Source organism: Methylomonas lenta, assembly GCF_001644015.1.
Taxonomy (GTDB): domain Bacteria; phylum Pseudomonadota; class Gammaproteobacteria; order Methylococcales; family Methylomonadaceae; genus Methylomonas; species Methylomonas lenta.
Map to the genome: position 1 here is coordinate 1 of NZ_LUUI01000170.1, position 17039 is coordinate 17039.

General features: G+C 44.7%; 15 protein-coding genes. 2 read left to right on the forward strand and 13 right to left on the reverse strand.

The features are described 5' to 3' along the window. Nucleotides 1-148: 148 nt before the first annotated feature. From rimO to A1359_RS21415, 4 genes are read right to left on the reverse strand one after another with little or no spacing between them, the layout of a single operon-like run. Nucleotides 149-1459, reverse strand: coding sequence for a 30S ribosomal protein S12 methylthiotransferase RimO (gene rimO / locus A1359_RS21400; protein WP_066988210.1), 1311 nt, complete (start codon nucleotides 1457-1459; stop codon nucleotides 149-151). 27 nt (nucleotides 1460-1486) lie between these two features. After that, entirely contained in the window at nucleotides 1487-1819 is a 333-nt protein-coding gene (locus A1359_RS21405) for a TusE/DsrC/DsvC family sulfur relay protein (RefSeq protein ID WP_083960757.1), read from the reverse strand. Next, nucleotides 1810-2103, reverse strand: coding sequence for a DsrH/TusB family sulfur metabolism protein (locus A1359_RS21410; RefSeq protein ID WP_066988214.1), 294 nt, complete (start codon nucleotides 2101-2103; stop codon nucleotides 1810-1812). Before A1359_RS21410 ends, A1359_RS21405 begins: the two co-directional genes overlap by 10 nt. Continuing rightward, a complete protein-coding gene (locus A1359_RS21415) occupies nucleotides 2103-2423 on the reverse strand; it encodes a DMT family transporter (protein WP_066988217.1) in 321 nt (106 codons plus the stop codon). The genes A1359_RS21410 and A1359_RS21415 overlap by 1 nt, the downstream gene beginning before the upstream one ends. A gap of 82 nt (nucleotides 2424-2505) precedes the next feature. Between A1359_RS21415 and A1359_RS21420 the strand changes: the two genes are divergently transcribed. Continuing rightward, complete coding sequence (locus tag A1359_RS21420; protein WP_066988219.1) at nucleotides 2506-3252, forward strand: flagellar brake protein; 747 nt, start codon at nucleotides 2506-2508, stop codon at nucleotides 3250-3252. An 86-nt stretch (nucleotides 3253-3338) separates the two neighbouring features. Continuing rightward, complete coding sequence (gene mfd / locus A1359_RS21425; protein ID WP_066988273.1) at nucleotides 3339-6887, forward strand: transcription-repair coupling factor; 3549 nt, start codon at nucleotides 3339-3341, stop codon at nucleotides 6885-6887. 57 nt (nucleotides 6888-6944) lie between these two features. Here mfd and A1359_RS21430 read toward each other — a convergent pair whose 3' ends face one another. The 9 genes from A1359_RS21430 to A1359_RS21470 all read right to left on the reverse strand — a co-directional run bounded on the left by A1359_RS21430 (nucleotide 6945) and on the right by A1359_RS21470 (nucleotide 17029). After that, on the reverse strand, nucleotides 6945-7850 hold the full coding sequence (locus A1359_RS21430; protein WP_066988221.1) for an SDR family oxidoreductase: 906 nt from the start codon (nucleotides 7848-7850) through the stop codon (nucleotides 6945-6947). Then, nucleotides 7847-8761, reverse strand: coding sequence for a glycosyltransferase family 2 protein (locus A1359_RS21435; protein ID WP_066988223.1), 915 nt, complete (start codon nucleotides 8759-8761; stop codon nucleotides 7847-7849). The genes A1359_RS21430 and A1359_RS21435 overlap by 4 nt, the downstream gene beginning before the upstream one ends. A 341-nt stretch (nucleotides 8762-9102) precedes the next feature. Further along, nucleotides 9103-10143, reverse strand: coding sequence for a glycosyltransferase family 2 protein (locus tag A1359_RS21440; protein ID WP_157200619.1), 1041 nt, complete (start codon nucleotides 10141-10143; stop codon nucleotides 9103-9105). Next, nucleotides 10121-11065 (reverse strand): glycosyltransferase family 2 protein, encoded by a 945-nt coding sequence (locus A1359_RS21445; protein ID WP_066988227.1) that lies wholly within the window; start codon nucleotides 11063-11065, stop codon nucleotides 10121-10123. The genes A1359_RS21440 and A1359_RS21445 overlap by 23 nt, the downstream gene beginning before the upstream one ends. 108 nt (nucleotides 11066-11173) lie before the next feature. Then, nucleotides 11174-12745: a glycosyltransferase family 4 protein gene (locus tag A1359_RS21450; RefSeq protein WP_066988229.1), complete on the reverse strand. Its 1572-nt coding sequence runs from the start codon at nucleotides 12743-12745 to the stop codon at nucleotides 11174-11176. Between the two features lie 14 nt (nucleotides 12746-12759). Then, on the reverse strand, nucleotides 12760-13701 hold the full coding sequence (gene fcl / locus A1359_RS21455) for a GDP-L-fucose synthase (protein ID WP_157200620.1): 942 nt from the start codon (nucleotides 13699-13701) through the stop codon (nucleotides 12760-12762). Next, entirely contained in the window at nucleotides 13701-14816 is a 1116-nt protein-coding gene (gmd, locus tag A1359_RS21460) for a GDP-mannose 4,6-dehydratase (protein WP_066988231.1), read from the reverse strand. Before gmd ends, fcl begins: the two co-directional genes overlap by 1 nt. A 36-nt stretch (nucleotides 14817-14852) precedes the next feature. Beyond that, the gene (locus A1359_RS21465) at nucleotides 14853-15875 is read right to left on the reverse strand and encodes a GDP-mannose 4,6-dehydratase (RefSeq protein ID WP_066988233.1); all 1023 of its coding nucleotides are present in this window, start codon (nucleotides 15873-15875) and stop codon (nucleotides 14853-14855) included. After that, complete coding sequence (locus tag A1359_RS21470; RefSeq protein WP_066988235.1) at nucleotides 15872-17029, reverse strand: glycosyltransferase family 4 protein; 1158 nt, start codon at nucleotides 17027-17029, stop codon at nucleotides 15872-15874. The genes A1359_RS21465 and A1359_RS21470 overlap by 4 nt, the downstream gene beginning before the upstream one ends. Between the last annotated feature and the right edge of the window lie 10 nt (nucleotides 17030-17039).

The window sequence follows — 17039 nt, forward strand, 5'->3', positions numbered from 1 at the left end:
CACAGGATTCTTGCATATGATATTCCATGCATATTCCTTAACCATCGCGGCATAGCATCACGAGCACTGGATGCCCGCTTCCCAGCGGGCATGACAGACTTTTCCGGTTTAGCTGAAGAAACCTAACTATCAGGTTAGATTATGACCCCTAGATCAGTCTTGCCCATAAATCATATTCATCGGCTTCTTCTATTTCCACCTCAACGAAATCACCCACTTTCAAATGGGTTGCACCATCGATGAAAACTTGACCATCAATTTCCGGCGCATCGCTTTTACTACGTGCGACGGCCCCTTCCTCAACCACCTCGTCAATCAGCACGGTTTCACGCCCGCCCACTCTACCCAATAAACGGTCAGCACTAATGCCGGCCTGGTGCTCCATAAAGCGAGCCAACCGCTCTTGCTTGACTGCCTCCGGCACAGAATCAGGCAGCTCATTAGCCGCCGCACCTTTGACTGGTGAATAGGCAAAACAACCCACTCTATCCATTTTCGCTTCTGTTAAAAATTGCAGCAACTCTTCAAACTCCTGCTCAGTTTCGCCGGGAAACCCGACTATGAAAGTACTACGTATCGTTAAATCGGGGCAAATACTGCGCCAGGCCCGAATCCGTTCCAGATTATTTTCCGCAGCCGCCGGCCGTTTCATCAGTTTTAGAATTCGGCTGTTGGCATGCTGAAATGGAATATCCAGATAGGGCAGAATTTTGCCAGCCGCCATCAAAGGAACAACATCATCAACATGCGGATAAGGATAGACGTAGTGCATACGCACCCAAACGTCCAATTCACCTAACGCTTCTGCCAAATCATAAAAACGGCTTTGTACATCTCGCCCACGCCACGAGCGCTGTTGGTATTTCAAATCCAAGCCGTAGGCGCTGGTGTCTTGCGACACAATGAGCAATTCCTTAACGCCAGCATCAACCAGTTTTTCGGCTTCCAGCATCACGTCATCAATCGGCCGACTAACCAAGTCACCGCGCATGGAAGGAATAATGCAAAATGTACAACGATGATTACAACCTTCTGAAATTTTTAAATATGCGTAATGATCTGGTGTGAGCTTGATACCTTGCGGCGGCAATAAATCCAAAAACGGATTGTGCATCGGCGGCAAATGCTCATGCACCGCTGCGACGACCTCGTCGGTAGCGTGGGCGCCGGTAATCTTTAACACTTGCGGATGGCGGGCCAAAATCTCATCCTGTCGCGCGCCCAGACAACCCGTGACAATTACCCGACCGTTTTCCGCCAAAGCCTCACCGATGCTATCTAATGATTCCTCCACTGCCGCGTCAATAAAACCGCAGGTATTGACGATCACCAAATCGGAATCTTTGTAGTTAGGCGAGACTTGGTAACCCTCGCTACGCAAGCGGGTCAAAATTTGCTCACTATCGACCAAGGCTTTTGGACAGCCCAGACTGATAAATCCAACGCGGGGGTTACTCATGCAATATTCTCTATATTTTTAATTGAATTACAAACAGGTAGGCGGCTTAGGTAAACCAGCCAATTTACAGGCGTATTTTAAAGGTCCTGCAGGAAATAGTTTCTGCAGATAGCGGCTGCTGGCTTTATCTTCACCCAGTTTTTTGCGTATCGCAGCAGCAAACATGCGAGCATTGGGCAAGTGTTGATACTGAAAATAATAGTCGCGAATAAACCATAAAATCTCCCAGTGTGCCGGACTGATTTCGATGTTATTCAGCCGCGCTAGTTCTTCGGCAACCCGTTCATTCCAAAGCCCTGCGTCGCGCAAAAAACCATCAGCACTGGTTTTCAGAGACATGCCATCAACCATTAGCACCATGTATGAATGACAGGATGTTTTACAGTTAGTTCTACTAAACCCGGATAATCGATAGCCAGAACACCTGGCAGCAATTTTTGCCGCTCTATACCCTGCATGGCTAGCACATCCTGTAATACATAAACATCACAACCCTGCGACAACAGTTGATTTAGCTGTGTATTGTCTTGATGCCCAGCAATGGCAGCCCAGGCCGAACCGGCTTGCAAGACTACACTATCCTTGCTTGCGATACGTTCTACCAAGGCTTGTGACAAGCATGAGTCTGCTATTAGATGCAACATTAATCAACGTGGGTTAGTTTTAAGCCGGCGATACCAATCACAATCATCATAATAGAAGCCAAACGAACCCAGTCGGATGACTCCTTAAATAAAAAAATACCAATGATAGCCACGCCGACGGCTCCCATACCCGTCCAGACGGCATAGGCCGTGCCCAATGGCAGGGTTTTTAAAGACCACATTAACAAACCAAAGCTACCCGCACCGGAGACACAGGTCACCACGCTGGGCCATAATTTACTAAACCCTTCGTTGTATTTAAGACTTAAAGCAAAAATAATTTCCGAACAACCCGCAGTAAACAATAACAACCACCCCATCAAGATACCCTTTTTTGTGCACAATGTTTCCAGCTATTTTACAATAGCCCCATTATTAATCAGCAACAATTAACATCTTTTAATGGCATCAGACTCGGATTACCTAGTTAAGAACGCTAAAGTAGTGTTTAACCACTTTAATGAGCTGTTAACTAAAAAGTGCCTAATCTCTGCGCATTTTGGTGATAGGAATACCTCTTTTTTGACCATGATCGTTGATCTGGACAAAAAAAATAATCTCATCAAGCTGGACTGCGGACCTTCAGAAGCTGTGGATAAACAATTGCTGGAGTCGAGCAAGGTATTATTCCGCACTGAAGTAGATGGTATCAAGGTATCATTCAGCGGCAAAAGCATTACAAAAGTAAAGACTGGCAGCGATTGGGCTTTCTGCATGCCAATACCTGACGATATTTTCTGGCTGCAGCGGCGACAGTTTTATCGAGTAAAAATCCCATTTTCCCATTCATCCAGTTTTTGCCGGTTAAATTTACAACTAGCCGAGTCTGACGAGCCGGGACAAAGCATTACTTTTCAACTGTGCGATCTCAGCATCACTGGCTTTTCATTTTTCAATATCGATCCCAAATGGAGCGAGCAACTGCAGCCTGACACAGAATTCCATGACTGCAACCTACATCTAAATAATGGCAACCAGGCTTTAGTTTCTTTTGTGATCAAAAACAACATCCAGGTACGCTCTAGCTCGGTGACCTGGCAAAATAGAATCGGTTGCTTATTTATTACTGTACCTGCAAGCTTTGAAACCAATATTCAGCGCTATATGCAGGATATTGAACTACAACAAAAAAACATCGGCCTAAACTAGGCAAAACCCATTATTTCCTCGCTTGCTGAGGCAGCAATAGCGTATCGCGTTTATAATTAAGCCACTATTTGCTTACCGAAACTGCAATGCCGTCATCAATACCGCTTACATCACGCCTGCCCAAGTCCGCTGACAGCCCAATTTACTGGAGCGGATTAACCGGCTGCGGCGACTCACTGGCACTCGCCACCACCATAGCCCAGGAAAATCGCCTACTGGTCATCATTACCCCAGACACGCAAACAGCGCTAAGACTGGAACATGAGCTGGCCTTTTTCCTCAATGACAGCCTGCCTATTCTGCATTTTCCCGACTGGGAAACCCTGCCCTACGATGTTTTTTCACCTCTGCCGGAAATCATTTCCGAACGGCTACGCGCCTTAGCATTATTACCAGAAACCAAGCGTGGCGCCCTGATCGTTTCCGTTTCCACCCTGATGCACCGCTTAGCCCCTCGTGAGCATGTACTAGCGCACAGCTTTGCCATAGAAGTGGGCGGTAGCTTAAACCTGGAGCTTACTCGCAGTAAATTGGAAGCTGTCGGTTACCAATGCGTTTCACAAGTTTATCAGCACGGCGAATTTGCTGTGCGCGGTTCGATTCTGGATTTGTTTCCGATGGGTAGCAAACAGCCTTATCGAATTGAATTATTCGATGACGATGTGGAATCGATACGCAGTTTCGACCCCGACACACAAATGTCGCAAGCCAAAATGGACAAAATCGAGCTATTCCCAGCCCGCGAATTTCCATTTACCGATGAGGCCATCAAACATTTTCGGCAAGCATTTCGTGAGCAGTTTCCGGAATCGTCTCCCAAAAACCCGTTATATGTAGACATTTCCAAACAGATCGCCCCGGCCGGCATAGAATATTACCTGCCACTGTTTGTTGAACATACCGAATCATTATTCGCCTATTTACCCAAAAGCGCTTTATTTGTGTTGCCGACCGGTTTTACCGAGCATGCCCAACGCTTTTACAACGAAATCGAAGAGCGCTATCAGCAACGTAAATACGATACCGACCGACCGTTGTTACCTCCCACAAGATTATTTTTATCCGCGGCTGAAATTAAACAACATAGCGCAAACTTTAGCCGCATCATGCTGGACAATCAGGCTGAGCAATCTGCAGCGTTTCATTGTAAAAGCCTACCAGACCTTGCCATAGACAATCGATTGAAAGAACCGGCACAACAATTGCGCCAATTCATCGAAAGCTTTAGCGGCAAAATCCTGTTCGTCGCCGAAACCGCCGGCCATCGTGAAGGCCTGCTCGACAAACTCAAAAGCGTCAAACTAAGCGCCAAACAAATCCACAGCTGGCCCGAGTTTCTGCAATCCGAGGAATCACCCTGCATCGTCATCGCACCGATGGATCAAGGCTTATGGCTTGATCCATCCTCGACCGCCACGGAACACGGAAGTGCATCGAATCATCAGGATACATTGACGCCGACCGCCATGGAAGGCGGGAGTGCGGCAAATTGTCTGGAACAATTGCCGCCGATTGCCATCATTACCGAAAGCCAACTCAGCGGCTCCAAAGCTCAGCAAAGACGCAGACGCCGGCAATCCGCCGCCCGTGAGCTGGAAAATATCTTCAACAACCTTAACGAGCTCAGCATAGGCTCGCCAGTGGTGCATCAGGAACACGGTGTTGGTCGTTATCTGGGCTTACAAACCTTAACTGTCGGCGATATTGAAGCTGAATTTTTAATGCTGGAGTATGCCAATAAAGATAAATTGTATGTGCCCGTCTCCTCGCTACAACTTATCGGCCGCTACAGCGGTGTCAGTGCAGAAAATGCCCCACTGCATAAACTCGGCACCGAACAATGGAGCAAAGCCAAGAAAAAGGCCATGGAACGGGCGCGGGATGTCGCTGCCGAGTTGCTGGACATACACGCTAAACGCGCCGCTAGACTAGGCTTTGCTTTTAAAATCGACAACAGTGATTACGAAGCCTTTGCCGCCGGCTTTCCTTTTGAAGAAACCCCCGACCAACTCAGTGCGATTGAGGCTATTTTGCACGACATGACAGCCACTCAACCGATGGACAGAGTGGTCTGCGGTGACGTGGGTTTCGGCAAAACCGAGGTCGCCATGCGCGCAGCCTTCCTTGCCGTACAAAGCAACAAGCAAGTAGCAGTCTTAGTGCCGACCACTTTACTAGCTCAGCAACATTACCAAAACTTCCGCGACCGCTTTGCAGACTGGCCGGTGCGTATCGAAGTGATGTCGCGTTTCGTCACCGCCAAACAGCAAAAAATCGTTACCGATGAACTGGCTGAAGGCAAAGTCGATATCATCATCGGCACCCACAAATTGCTATCCAAAGACATGAAATATCAAGCCCTGGGCTTGGTGATCATCGACGAAGAGCACCGTTTCGGCGTCACCCAAAAAGAACATTTCAAAAAGCTGCGCTACGAACTGGATATGCTAACGTTGACGGCAACACCGATTCCACGCACCTTAAATATGGCCATGGCCGGCTTGCGGGATATCTCCATTATCGCTACCCCGCCACCCAATCGTCACGCCATCAAAACCTTCATCACGAAATGGATAGACTCGCAAGTTCAGGAAGCCTGCCAGCGCGAGATCAAACGCGGCGGACAAGTGTTTTTCCTGCACAACGACGTCAAAAGCATGGATAAAATGGCCCGCGAACTTGAAACACTGGTGCCCGAAGCCCGCATAAAAATTGCCCATGGCCAAATGGCCGAACGCGAACTTGAACAAATCATGCTGGATTTTTATCACCAGCGTTTTAACCTACTGATTGCCAGTACCATTATCGAAAGCGGCATCGATATCCCTAGCGCCAACACCATCGTCATCAACCGCGCCGATAAACTGGGCCTGGCACAGTTACACCAATTGCGTGGCCGGGTCGGTCGCTCGCATCACCGCGCCTACGCTTACTGCATTGTGCCGCCCAAATCGTTAATGACCAAAGACGCCATCAAACGGCTGGAAGCCTTTGAAACCTCCGGCGAACTGGGAGCCGGCTTCATGCTGTCCTCGCACGATATGGAAATTCGTGGTGCCGGCGAGCTATTAGGCGATGAACAAAGCGGACAAATTCAGGAAATCGGCTTTACCATGTACACCGAATTACTGGAACGCGCTGTCAAAGCCTTGCAATCCGGTAAACAACCGGAATTGGATGCACCACTGGATACGGGTCCGGAAGTCGATTTGCAAATAGCGGCCCTGATTCCTGAAGACTACCTACCCGACATTCATGCCAGACTGGTACTTTACAAGCGCATCGCCAGCGCAGAAACCGAAGACGACTTGCGCAAACTGAAAATTGAAATGATCGATCGTTTTGGCCTACTGCCGGATCAAGTCAAAGCCCTGTTCGCTATTACCGAACTAAAGCAGCAAGCCGCCCATTTAGGCATCAAGAAAATCGAAGCCCACGCCACTGGCGGCCGCATTGTGTTTACTGCCAGCCCACAAATCGATACCGGCGAATTAATCAGCATGATACAAAGTCAATCACAGGTGTATAAATTCGATGGCGCGGATAAATTACGCTTTAGCCAGGCATTTAAGGATATGGAAGATAAGGTGGTATTTTTAGAAAAACTGTTGGAAAGATTGGCAGTAAAAGAATAGCTTTACCCCGGATACCATCCGGGGCATTCCACTTCAATCATTTTGCTTACATACACATCAAGGCAAGTCGTCAGCATGCAATATGAATTTTCTAGGTTTAAAACCTAAATCGCGCTCAGCATCCTGATGATCGAAAATCATATCCTTATTCATACGCTGAATCATGGCAAACGACCAACTGCGATAACGCGGGATCAAACGGATTAACAAGATAGAAGCCTGCAAAATAAACATCGGGACTTTAAAAAAACGCGGCTTGAATTTCATCGCTTCGAAAACCCGTGTAACCATGTTTTTATAGCTTAAAACCTCATCACCCGATAAGTTATAACTCTTATTGGCACTAGCATTAGCAACTAGAGCACTAGCACAAGCCTGTGCAACATCATGGCAATGCACAGGCTGACGCAGACCATTGCCCTCCCCCAATAAGGGGAAAAACCTAAATCGCCGAATAAGACGCGCTATTTCGCAAATATTTTTGTCTTTACCTAAGCCGTAAATCAAGGTCGGGCGTAATATCACAAATTGTATACCATGCTCCTCCGCCCAAGCCTGTAATTTAGCCTCCGCATCAATAAAGCGCAGGGCTAGCAATTTATCGGAAGCTGTTGATGAGTCTTGCTTGGTAAAACGACTGGTCGATGACAAAACTACGATACGCTGGGCACCACTCTTTTGAATCTGATCCAAATAATCTAACAGCACCCAAATTGGCGCCAAACTAATCCAGTAAGCAATAGCCTGCTGACTTACAATCGTAGGCAAAGATTCTATTGAACTCCATCGCACTGAATCACCCACCGGAATTGCGGCAATTTCTGCTGGCAATGGCATTGGCGACTTAGTAATTTGGCGTGAAAAGGCAATCGCCTGATAATCACTCCCCTGCAACACACGCAACAAAGCCAGACCAACATGGCTGGTTGCTCCCAATAACCCAACTGTCTTGATCATACTCATAAGATAATGAATTTATAGTTTTTTAACCGCTGAAAAGTGTAATAACCCGCAACTGCTAAAAATCTTAAATAAACCCCCAATGTGACTAACCCCATCAGGACGCCAGGATATTGCTGCCTGAAAAATTTACGATAAAACCGTAGCATACCTTTATGCTTATGCCATTCGACAAAAACTCGGCGACTTCGGCTACATGAACCGGCGATATGGGTTATTTTTGCGTCTGGCACAAACAATATCTTCCAGCCCTTTTGCCAAAACCGCATGCACCAATCCAGATCTTCGCAATGCAGAAAATAGCCTTCGTCCCATAAGCCAACATCATCAATTGCTTCACGCTTAACCAGCATACAAGCACCGGAAATAGCCTCAACCAGAATAGGTTCTAATGGCAAAGGCTCAGTGTGCAATAAAAAGTCAGAGAACATGTGCGGGAAGATTTTGCTATATTTTGAAAGTCCAAATGCACGCACAAAGGCTCTTTTTGGCGTGGGAAAAACCCGCCGTGCCCCAACTTGCTCTGAACCATCCAGGTTTCGCAACAAGCCTCCGACCATACCAATGTTCTCCGAACTGTCTAATACTTTAGATAATTCAGACAATGCATCAAGCTCCAAAACTGAGTCGGGATTTAAAAACAGTAAAAAACGTGAAGTAGAGGCATTCACCCCAATATTACAAGCAGCTGCAAAGCCAAGATTTTGATTATTACGAATGACGATGAGCCCCTGGGACTGACCCATAGCCTGTTCTAATTGTTCCAGACTGCCATCGGTTGAATCGTTATCCACTACAATGACAGACACTGCCCCAGCCGCAAAAGCTGACAAAACACAATCAATTAATAAATCACCCGCATTGTAATTAACAATGATGACATCACAATCTTCAGATAATTTTTGCGGCTTCAAAGCGCAGCTCCGATGAATGATCTAACAAAAATCAAGGTATTTCCCCCGAATAGACTGTATAAAAGTAATGCTTTTCAAATCAACCGACCAGTACCCTGCGTTGAACGTCTGATAAAAGTGGCTTCTTCATTGACTTAAAAAATCGTCTGAACAAAATCCGTTAATATCACAGATAAACCATGAACCCACCATTCGTAATATATGATTAGATCTACTTAGGCTGCTAAGTACCAAAAGATCTATGTGCTGAGCAGTATACACAGGCTCCATTAATAGGAATATACATATTGAAAGTTCTTGGTTGGCATAAAAGAAAATATTGAAATCCTCTAGGTAACAATCTAACTCTTAATCAGCTTGCCACATTTGTATTTTTCAAGCGACGAGACTGGCAGCATTGAACAATGATTTGTTTTTGTCTCAAGCCGCCCACTGATGCGCATTACCCCATGAAGCATACCTAAAGTCATGTACCTTAAACGCAGCCATCGCTCCTCAGCAAATACAAGAAAATAAGCCAGACGCATAAACCGCCCTATAAAATGGGCTTTCCATATCCACGTCATTGGGGTATCACGCAACATCAACAAGGTGTTACGAATATCGTAATAATTACGTAACGGGGAATGGTATATCACTTCTTTATAACCAAAAATCCAGACTTGTTTAGTGGTGTCGCCAAACCGATGCTCTAGTTTTGATGTAGGTACGCCTAACAGCTTATAACCCATTGCTTTAGCCCGCAGACACCACTCCGTATCCACATGATTAATAAAGTAATTTGAACGCATCCCACCTATATATTTAATCGCTTCAATAGATATAAGTGTTCCAGATGCCACTAAAACTGTTACCTCTTGGAACATTGGAAGTTCTTGGATAACTTTTGATGGCGTCCACTTATGTGGAAATCCATCACGATCGGTCATGAAATAATAATTTTTCCCAGAACACCTATCGACTATGGCTGGTCCGACCGCTGCGACTGGAAAAGTTTCTTGTTTGGATTGAGCGCACGTCATTACTGCAAGGAGTTCTGCTACCATTGAGCTTGAAGGAATGCTGTCTTGATCTAATAACCAAACAAAATCAGCACCTAACGTCAAAGCCTTTTCAATACCAATATTTTGCGCAGCTGCAATACCTAAATTTTCTTTCTGGTGAAGAAAATACAATTTTGCAGGCATCTGATCCTTGAATCCTTCAAGCCAGTTCTCTGAAAAATTTAATGACGCATTATCTACAATTAAAATATTAGAAACTTGTTTCGAAATAGCTTGAATTGCAGTAAAAAGTGTTTCCAAATCAGGATTGTAAGTGACCAATACTGCAGAAACATGATAGAAAACACTATTTACCTTACAGGTCATTTCTTTTGCCACTTTTACACGTTAAGCCATCAATTATTCCAAGGTATACCATTCGTAGAAATGTAATACGATTTTCTGCTGTCAGACTAAAAAACAGTACCACTTTTACACATCTTGCTATATCGGCAAATATCCAACGCCAAGGCATATACTCTCGACGATACAATAAAATGCTATTACGGATCATATAGTAATAGCGAAATGGCTTGTGAACAGACACGGTTCGCTTACGCCAAAACCAGGGAATTTCTTTTCGCCGCTCTCCGAGCGAATGTGTCATTAAAGCACCATATAACCCAAATATTTGAAAGCCTTTGGATTTTGCCCGAAAACACCATTCTGTATCGACACCGTCAATAAATAGACTTTCATCCATCATCCCAACGATTTCAAATGCAGAAACAGGAATCAATGATCCTGAAGAAACTAAAAAGTCTGCATCAACAATGTTTGGATTGTCTGTACGAACTATATGGCTAGAAAATAAACCAGTGTGTATAAAATCGGATAACACACCATTTTCAACATCCTGATATTGCGGACCAAGTGCAGCTATTTGTATGCCTTGTTGTTCACTCAATTCGTAAAAAGCAGACCGCAACTGCACTACCATTTCTGAAGCTACTTGACTATCTTGATCCAGTAACAAAACATATTTTGCACCTAATGCAACAGCTTGTCTTATTCCGATATTATGGGCAGCGGCAATACCCAAGTTATTTTCTTGCTGCAGTATGTGTATTTTTGCAGCCGATTGGCAATTATTAAATTCGTCAAACCAATGCAGTAAAAAACTGGACGAAGCATTGTCAACAATAAAAATATCAGATACTTGGCTCGAAACCGCATGAATTGCTGACTTAAGATCTTCGAAACTTGGATTGTAAGTGACCAATACTGCGGACACATCGTGGCAATAATTATTGTTTATCATGCTCTGCCTAGGAGGGGTATATTCAAGTCAAAATTGAAATTGCAGCAATTTGTCACGCCACTTGAGACTCAAATTACTCAAATACATCCCATGTAATTAGCTTTGTGATTACGTGAGTTTAGTACCAGGATCCAGGACTCGGCGCTTGATTCCTTTAATACCTTCGTCTTTATAAATTCCCAACAAATGCATAATCAGTCCGCGATGCCCACCATACATTGATAAGGCAAAAGGCAGTAGTTTAAAAACTTTTTTGATTCGTAATAACTGAAAACCAACAAATGTTCCCCATATATACTTAGTAATCCACTTATGGCGCTCATTGACTCTAACTTCCAACCCATCCAAACGCAACTGCATTAATTCTATGTATTTAGCATGCTCTTTCAGCACTTCATTTGTTGCAGAATTAAATTTTGATGCCTTTGAATCTGCTATTAATTGTAGTTTAAGAGCCAACAGTTGGGACACATTTTTATACTCACTTTGCCAAACTTTCGCAGCAATAGCAGCATTATAGTTTTCAGATGCGATGTTATATACATGTGACATCTGTTTAGCCTGCGATTTTGCATCAAAATTTCTTTCCGCAAACAATCGACCAGCTTGACCAATCTTATCAGCTTGCTGTGGATTGGCAAAAAGTGCTATACACTTTGTTGCAATCTCTTCAGCACTACCAGTACGAGTCAAAATGACATTTACACCATCCTCAAGTAAATGGGCAATATTTACATCTGGCATCAGCACAGGTCTACCCATTGCTAAAAACTCAGGTAGCTTTCCAGGTAATCTCAAGTCTTCAAATGGATCAACTTTTCCTGGCTGAACCAAAACATCTGCCAGTGCAAGCAGATCGGGCAACTCTTCTCTGGGTAACACCCCAAGATCTACGATAGCATCGGCAACTTCTGACGGTAGCTGAGAGAGAGAACTTAAAGAAACTGGACCTGACCGTATTAGTTTACAGGGATAACCTTGACTGTTAATAACACCTATTGCTCTGCACAATGTTTCAATAGCAGGCTTAGTAAAGCTATTTAATCCACCGGTGTATACGATAACTCGCTCATTTTCAGCAATGCCATACTGCTTGCGCAAAATAGAATTTGCCTCTCTTGGAGAAAAAAACTCCAGATCAACACCTGGCATTACAGTGGCACAATGAACCCAGGGGGGGCACTCGATAGCAAGTTTATCCTGGATAACGGCCACAGCATCCGCTAAACCAATAAAACCACTGTAACGAAAGGGATGAGAAAATGTATTCGGCAAACGTTCGGCAATACTCTGATCTGTGTGTTGAGCCAAACTTGCCTCTTCAAGCCCTAAAGCCCGACAAGAAATCCATAACTCATGATCTTCCAAATAGATAATTAAAGGTGTCGGACATTTCACCATATATGAAGTAACAAAACATCTAACGACTTCTCGCGGTGTCCAAGCGAAAACAACATCGGCTGAACGAGCATCAGGAAAAACTGACTCAGGATCACTCAACACATCGCTGTAAAGCATGGGGCGAAAAACAAGCTTTGAATACTGTTGTGCCGTTTCCAGATTATTAGGAACAGCAACTGCGCAAGAGTGACCCATTAGATGAGCCTCCCGCGCATAAAGCGCTAAAGGATGAGCACTATTACTATTAAAATCCCCATAGAGCACAAACAGTATATTCATAAAATGCTGTCAGATTACGCACTAGTTGAGGTCAAAAAATCTGCATAAGCCTTAGCAATCCCATCGCTTAATAATGTTTTAGCCTGCCAACCTAAATCTTTCATTTGATCAACATTTAACAGCTTGCGCGGTGTACCATCGGGCTTACTGGCATCAAACAAAATCTCGCCGTTAAAACCCACCACCTTCATGACCGTCTTAGCTAACTCTGCAATAGTCACATCCACCCCTGTCCCAACATTGAACACCCCATCACTAATGCCCTGCTCCATCAAAAAAACACAGGCATCAGCCATGTCGTCAACATACAAAAACTCCCTCATTGGCTTACCAGACCCCCACACTACCAATTCTTTATCACCACCTACCTTAGCTTCATGTGCCTTACGAATTAATGCCGGCAAAACATGACTGTTACTTAAGTCGTAGCTGTCATTGGGGCCATATAGATTGGTTGGCATCACCGAAACATAGTGAGTACCATACTGACGGTTGTAACTTTCACATAGCTTGATACCCGCAATTTTGGCAATTGCATAAGGTTCATTAGTCGGCTCCAATGGCCCCGTAAGAAGATACTCTTCCTTGATAGGTTGCGAACAATCACGCGGATAAATGCAGCTGGAACCCAGAAAACACATCTGAAGACAACCTGCCTGATGAGCACTCGAGATAACATTGGCCTCGACCATTAGATTTTCATATATGAAATCAGCTCGGTATGTATTATTGGCATGAATTCCACCCACCTTAGCTGCAGCTAGAAAAACATAATCCGGTTTTTCGGATTTAAAGAAAGTTTGAACGGCTTTTTGATCCAGCAAATCCAGCTCGGATCGTGAACGTGTAACTATATTGAGGTAGCCTTTAGCCTCAAGATTACGCACCAAAGCAGAACCGACCATTCCCATATGACCTGCAACATAAATTTTTGCATCTTTGGCTATGGAAACCATTACTCGCGCCCCACAGAAACTTTAAATCCCTTACTCTTTAACAAGACATGCTGTTTAGCCTTATCCAGATCATGAGCAACCATTTCCTCAATCATCTCGTCAAGTGTGATTTTCGGTGTCCAGCCGAGAGTTTCTTTTGCCTTAGTAGGGTCGCCCAAAAGCGTTTCCACTTCAGCTGGGCGGAAGTACCTCGGATCGATCTTGACAACAACATCGCCAATATTCAGGGCAGGTGCATTATCACCAGTAATCGAAAGTACTCGCCCCAATTCATTTACACCATCCCCTTCCCATGAAAGCTCTATTCCCAACTGATTCGCTGCTTTATTAATAAACTCACGCACAGTGCATTGAATGCCGGTAGCAATAACAAAGTCGTCGGGCTTATCCTGTTGCAACATCAGCCACTGCATTTCCACATAGTCTTTAGCGTGTCCCCAGTCCCTTAGCGCATCAATATTACCCATAAACAAACATTGTTCATGTCCTTGCGCGATATTTGCCAAACCACGGGTAATTTTTCGCGTAACAAAGGTTTCCCCGCGACGAGACGACTCGTGATTAAACAAAATACCATTACAGGCATAAAGACCATAGGCTTCACGGTAGTTTATGGTAATCCAGTAAGCATAGAGCTTAGCAACCGCATAGGGTGAGCGAGGATAAAAAGGCGTAGATTCTTTTTGCGGAATTTCCTGCACCAAACCATAAAGTTCAGAAGTGCTGGCTTGATAAAACCGAGTTTTTTTTTCCAAACCAAGGAAGCGAATACCTTCAAGAAGTCGTAATGCACCAATCGCATCGACATCAGCAGTATATTCAGGGGATTCAAAGCTCACTGCAACGTGCGACTGAGCCCCAAGATTATAGACTTCGTCCGGTTGCACTTCTTGTAGGATACGGTTTAGATTTGAAGTGTCGGTCAAATCGCCGTAATGCAACTTGAGCATAGGATGTGGGGCGTGAGGATCTTGATAAATATGGTCAATGCGTTCGGTATTAAACAATGACGCTCGGCGTTTGATACCATGCACTTCATAACCTTTAGCCAATAAAAACTCAGCTAAATAAGATCCATCCTGACCGGTGATACCGGTGATTAAAGCTTTTTTCATTTTCACTATCTCGTCTAACAATTTATAAGAATCAAATTATTTTCTGTCGCGCAATTGCAACTCAATCCTAACAATCTGAGCATCAACCATTTTGCCTACCATTTGCTCGAAAGTAACAGTTGGCTGCCAATTCAGGACGTGTCGTGCTTTTGATGCATCCGCGAGAGTTTGACTGGTTTCCAGTGGTCGTACCAAAGCAGGGTCACTGACAACATGGTCTTGCCAACCCAGACCAACATGTTCATATGCGAATTGACAAAGTTGGCGCAAAGTATGTAGCTCACCAGTACCCACAACAAAATCATCGGGCTGCTCTTGTTGCAGCATCAACCACATTGCTTTTACAAAGTCGACTGCATAACCCCAATCCCGTGAAATCTCAAGATTACCAAGAGCCAGTTTGCCCTCAGAAACAATTGGATGCCCGCATTCATTCAGGTCAAGTGAGTTAAGAACACCCAATTTAGCACAGGCTGCACCGTAGGCAATTTTTTGGGTCACAAAATGCAGTGGTCGCCGCTCGCTTTCGTGGTTGAACAAAATCCCGCTTGAGATAAACAAACCATAACTCTCGCGATATATTCTCACCATCTGATGTGCATAAACCTTAGCGGCTGCATAAGGATTGGCTGGATTGAAAGGCGTATCTTCATTTTGCGGAATAATGTTGGTACGACCGAACATTTCAGAAGATGATGCGTGATATACCCGCGCTTTAGGACAAGCATGACGTACACCTTCAAACAAACGAATGGCTCCCATGCCATTAATCATAAGTGTTTCCGGCGCACGAGCCCATGACTCACCAGGGCGAGATTGCGAAGCTAAGTTGTAAATTTCGTCAGGCTTGGCATCCTGCAAAGCAGAGGAAATATCAATGCCCTCTGACATATCCCCAAACAATATATGCACCTTATCGGCCAAATGACTTGCATTATTTGGCCGATACCAACTCTCTCGCCTAACTAAACCAAATACCTCATATCCTTGTTCCAGCAGAAACTCTGCCAGAAACGAACCATCCTGCCCGGTAATACCCGTAATCAATGCTCTCTTCATTCAGCCATCCGTCGTTTTGGAGAAGCCAGCGCTTCACCATAAAGTTGCAGCAAAGCAGCTGCGCTCTGCTTCCAATCAAACTTCCCTGCCTGTTTTAGCGCATTAACACTTAACTGATCTCTCTCTTGCTTGTTCACAGAAAGCCGCAACATTATTTGCGCCCAATACTCTGTATCTTCAGGAGCAATCAGTATAGCTGCATCTCCAGCTACTTCGGGAATCGAAGTGGAATTAGACGTCAATGTAGGGGCACCAAACTGCATACCTTCCAGAACGGGTAAGCCAAAACCCTCAAACAATGAAGGATAGAGATTTGCGTAACAATTGCGATAAAGCCAGATCAACTCATCATCCGATACGTAGCCGGTCATTACGATTTGAGTCTCAACACCCAGTTCGCTCAAATGTTTCTGAAAATCATCCATCAACCAGCCTTTACCTCCCGCCAATACTAAAGGCATGGGTGCGCCCCCCAAAGCCAAATAACGACCATAGGCTTCAATGAGTCGATACTGGTTTTTTCGGGGTTCAATGGTGCCAACATTTAACCAATAACCTCCGGCAGGTACATTAACAAGTGCCTTGGGTCGCTTACCCTCTGTAGATGAATCTGCAAACCGCGAACAAGGATAAATCACACGAATCCGATCCTCAGGAAAGTGAGGAAAAACGTTTAGATAATGCGATTTTGAAGCCTCGGAAATTGCAACCACCCAGTCCGCCGCAATGGCTGATCTAAATACCCCATCGAAACAACCTACTCGATTAGCTTCGGTAGTCCATGCAGGATTAACGGCAAACCCCATGTCGTAGAACGTATAAATCAGTCGGCTTGATGTCAATTGTGTGGGACACCAAAAGTTATTGGCATGAATAATATCCGGCGTGCCTAATGACGCTTCAACGTCATTACCATTCCAGAACAAGCTTGCAGCGTCCCCAGTCAGATGCCTTGGCCCATAATGCAGGTCACGTCCCGAATAAGGATTACCGATAGGCATTTTTGCATCAAAATAAAAATTGCCGAAACTAGGAAAAAGTGAATAGCGATGTTCAGGTGCAAGTTCAAGCATTGCTTTTATTAACGCGTGGGCAAAATAGCCGCAACCGGCCTTGCCTGAGCCTGTCTGTGATATGTCAAAACCTATGTGCATAGTGTTATTT

Bases quoted from the DNA above. Each gene is read 5' to 3' on its own strand.
- rimO (WP_066988210.1), bottom strand. From the start codon at position 1,459: ATGAGTAACCCCCGCGTTGGATTTATCAGTCTGGGCTGTCCAAAAGCC.
- A1359_RS21405 (WP_083960757.1), bottom strand. From the start codon at position 1,819: ATGGTGCTAATGGTTGATGGCATGTCTCTGAAAACCAGTGCTGATGGT.
- A1359_RS21410 (WP_066988214.1), bottom strand. From the start codon at position 2,103: ATGTTGCATCTAATAGCAGACTCATGCTTGTCACAAGCCTTGGTAGAA.
- A1359_RS21415 (WP_066988217.1), bottom strand. From the start codon at position 2,423: ATGGGGTGGTTGTTATTGTTTACTGCGGGTTGTTCGGAAATTATTTTT.
- A1359_RS21420 (WP_066988219.1), top strand. From the start codon at position 2,506: ATGGCATCAGACTCGGATTACCTAGTTAAGAACGCTAAAGTAGTGTTT.
- mfd (WP_066988273.1), top strand. From the start codon at position 3,339: ATGCCGTCATCAATACCGCTTACATCACGCCTGCCCAAGTCCGCTGAC.
- A1359_RS21430 (WP_066988221.1), bottom strand. From the start codon at position 7,850: ATGAGTATGATCAAGACAGTTGGGTTATTGGGAGCAACCAGCCATGTT.
- A1359_RS21445 (WP_066988227.1), bottom strand. From the start codon at position 11,065: ATGATAAACAATAATTATTGCCACGATGTGTCCGCAGTATTGGTCACT.
- A1359_RS21450 (WP_066988229.1), bottom strand. From the start codon at position 12,745: ATGAATATACTGTTTGTGCTCTATGGGGATTTTAATAGTAATAGTGCT.
- fcl (WP_157200620.1), bottom strand. From the start codon at position 13,701: ATGGTTTCCATAGCCAAAGATGCAAAAATTTATGTTGCAGGTCATATG.
- gmd (WP_066988231.1), bottom strand. From the start codon at position 14,816: ATGAAAAAAGCTTTAATCACCGGTATCACCGGTCAGGATGGATCTTAT.
- A1359_RS21465 (WP_066988233.1), bottom strand. From the start codon at position 15,875: ATGAAGAGAGCATTGATTACGGGTATTACCGGGCAGGATGGTTCGTTT.
- A1359_RS21470 (WP_066988235.1), bottom strand. From the start codon at position 17,029: ATGCACATAGGTTTTGACATATCACAGACAGGCTCAGGCAAGGCCGGT.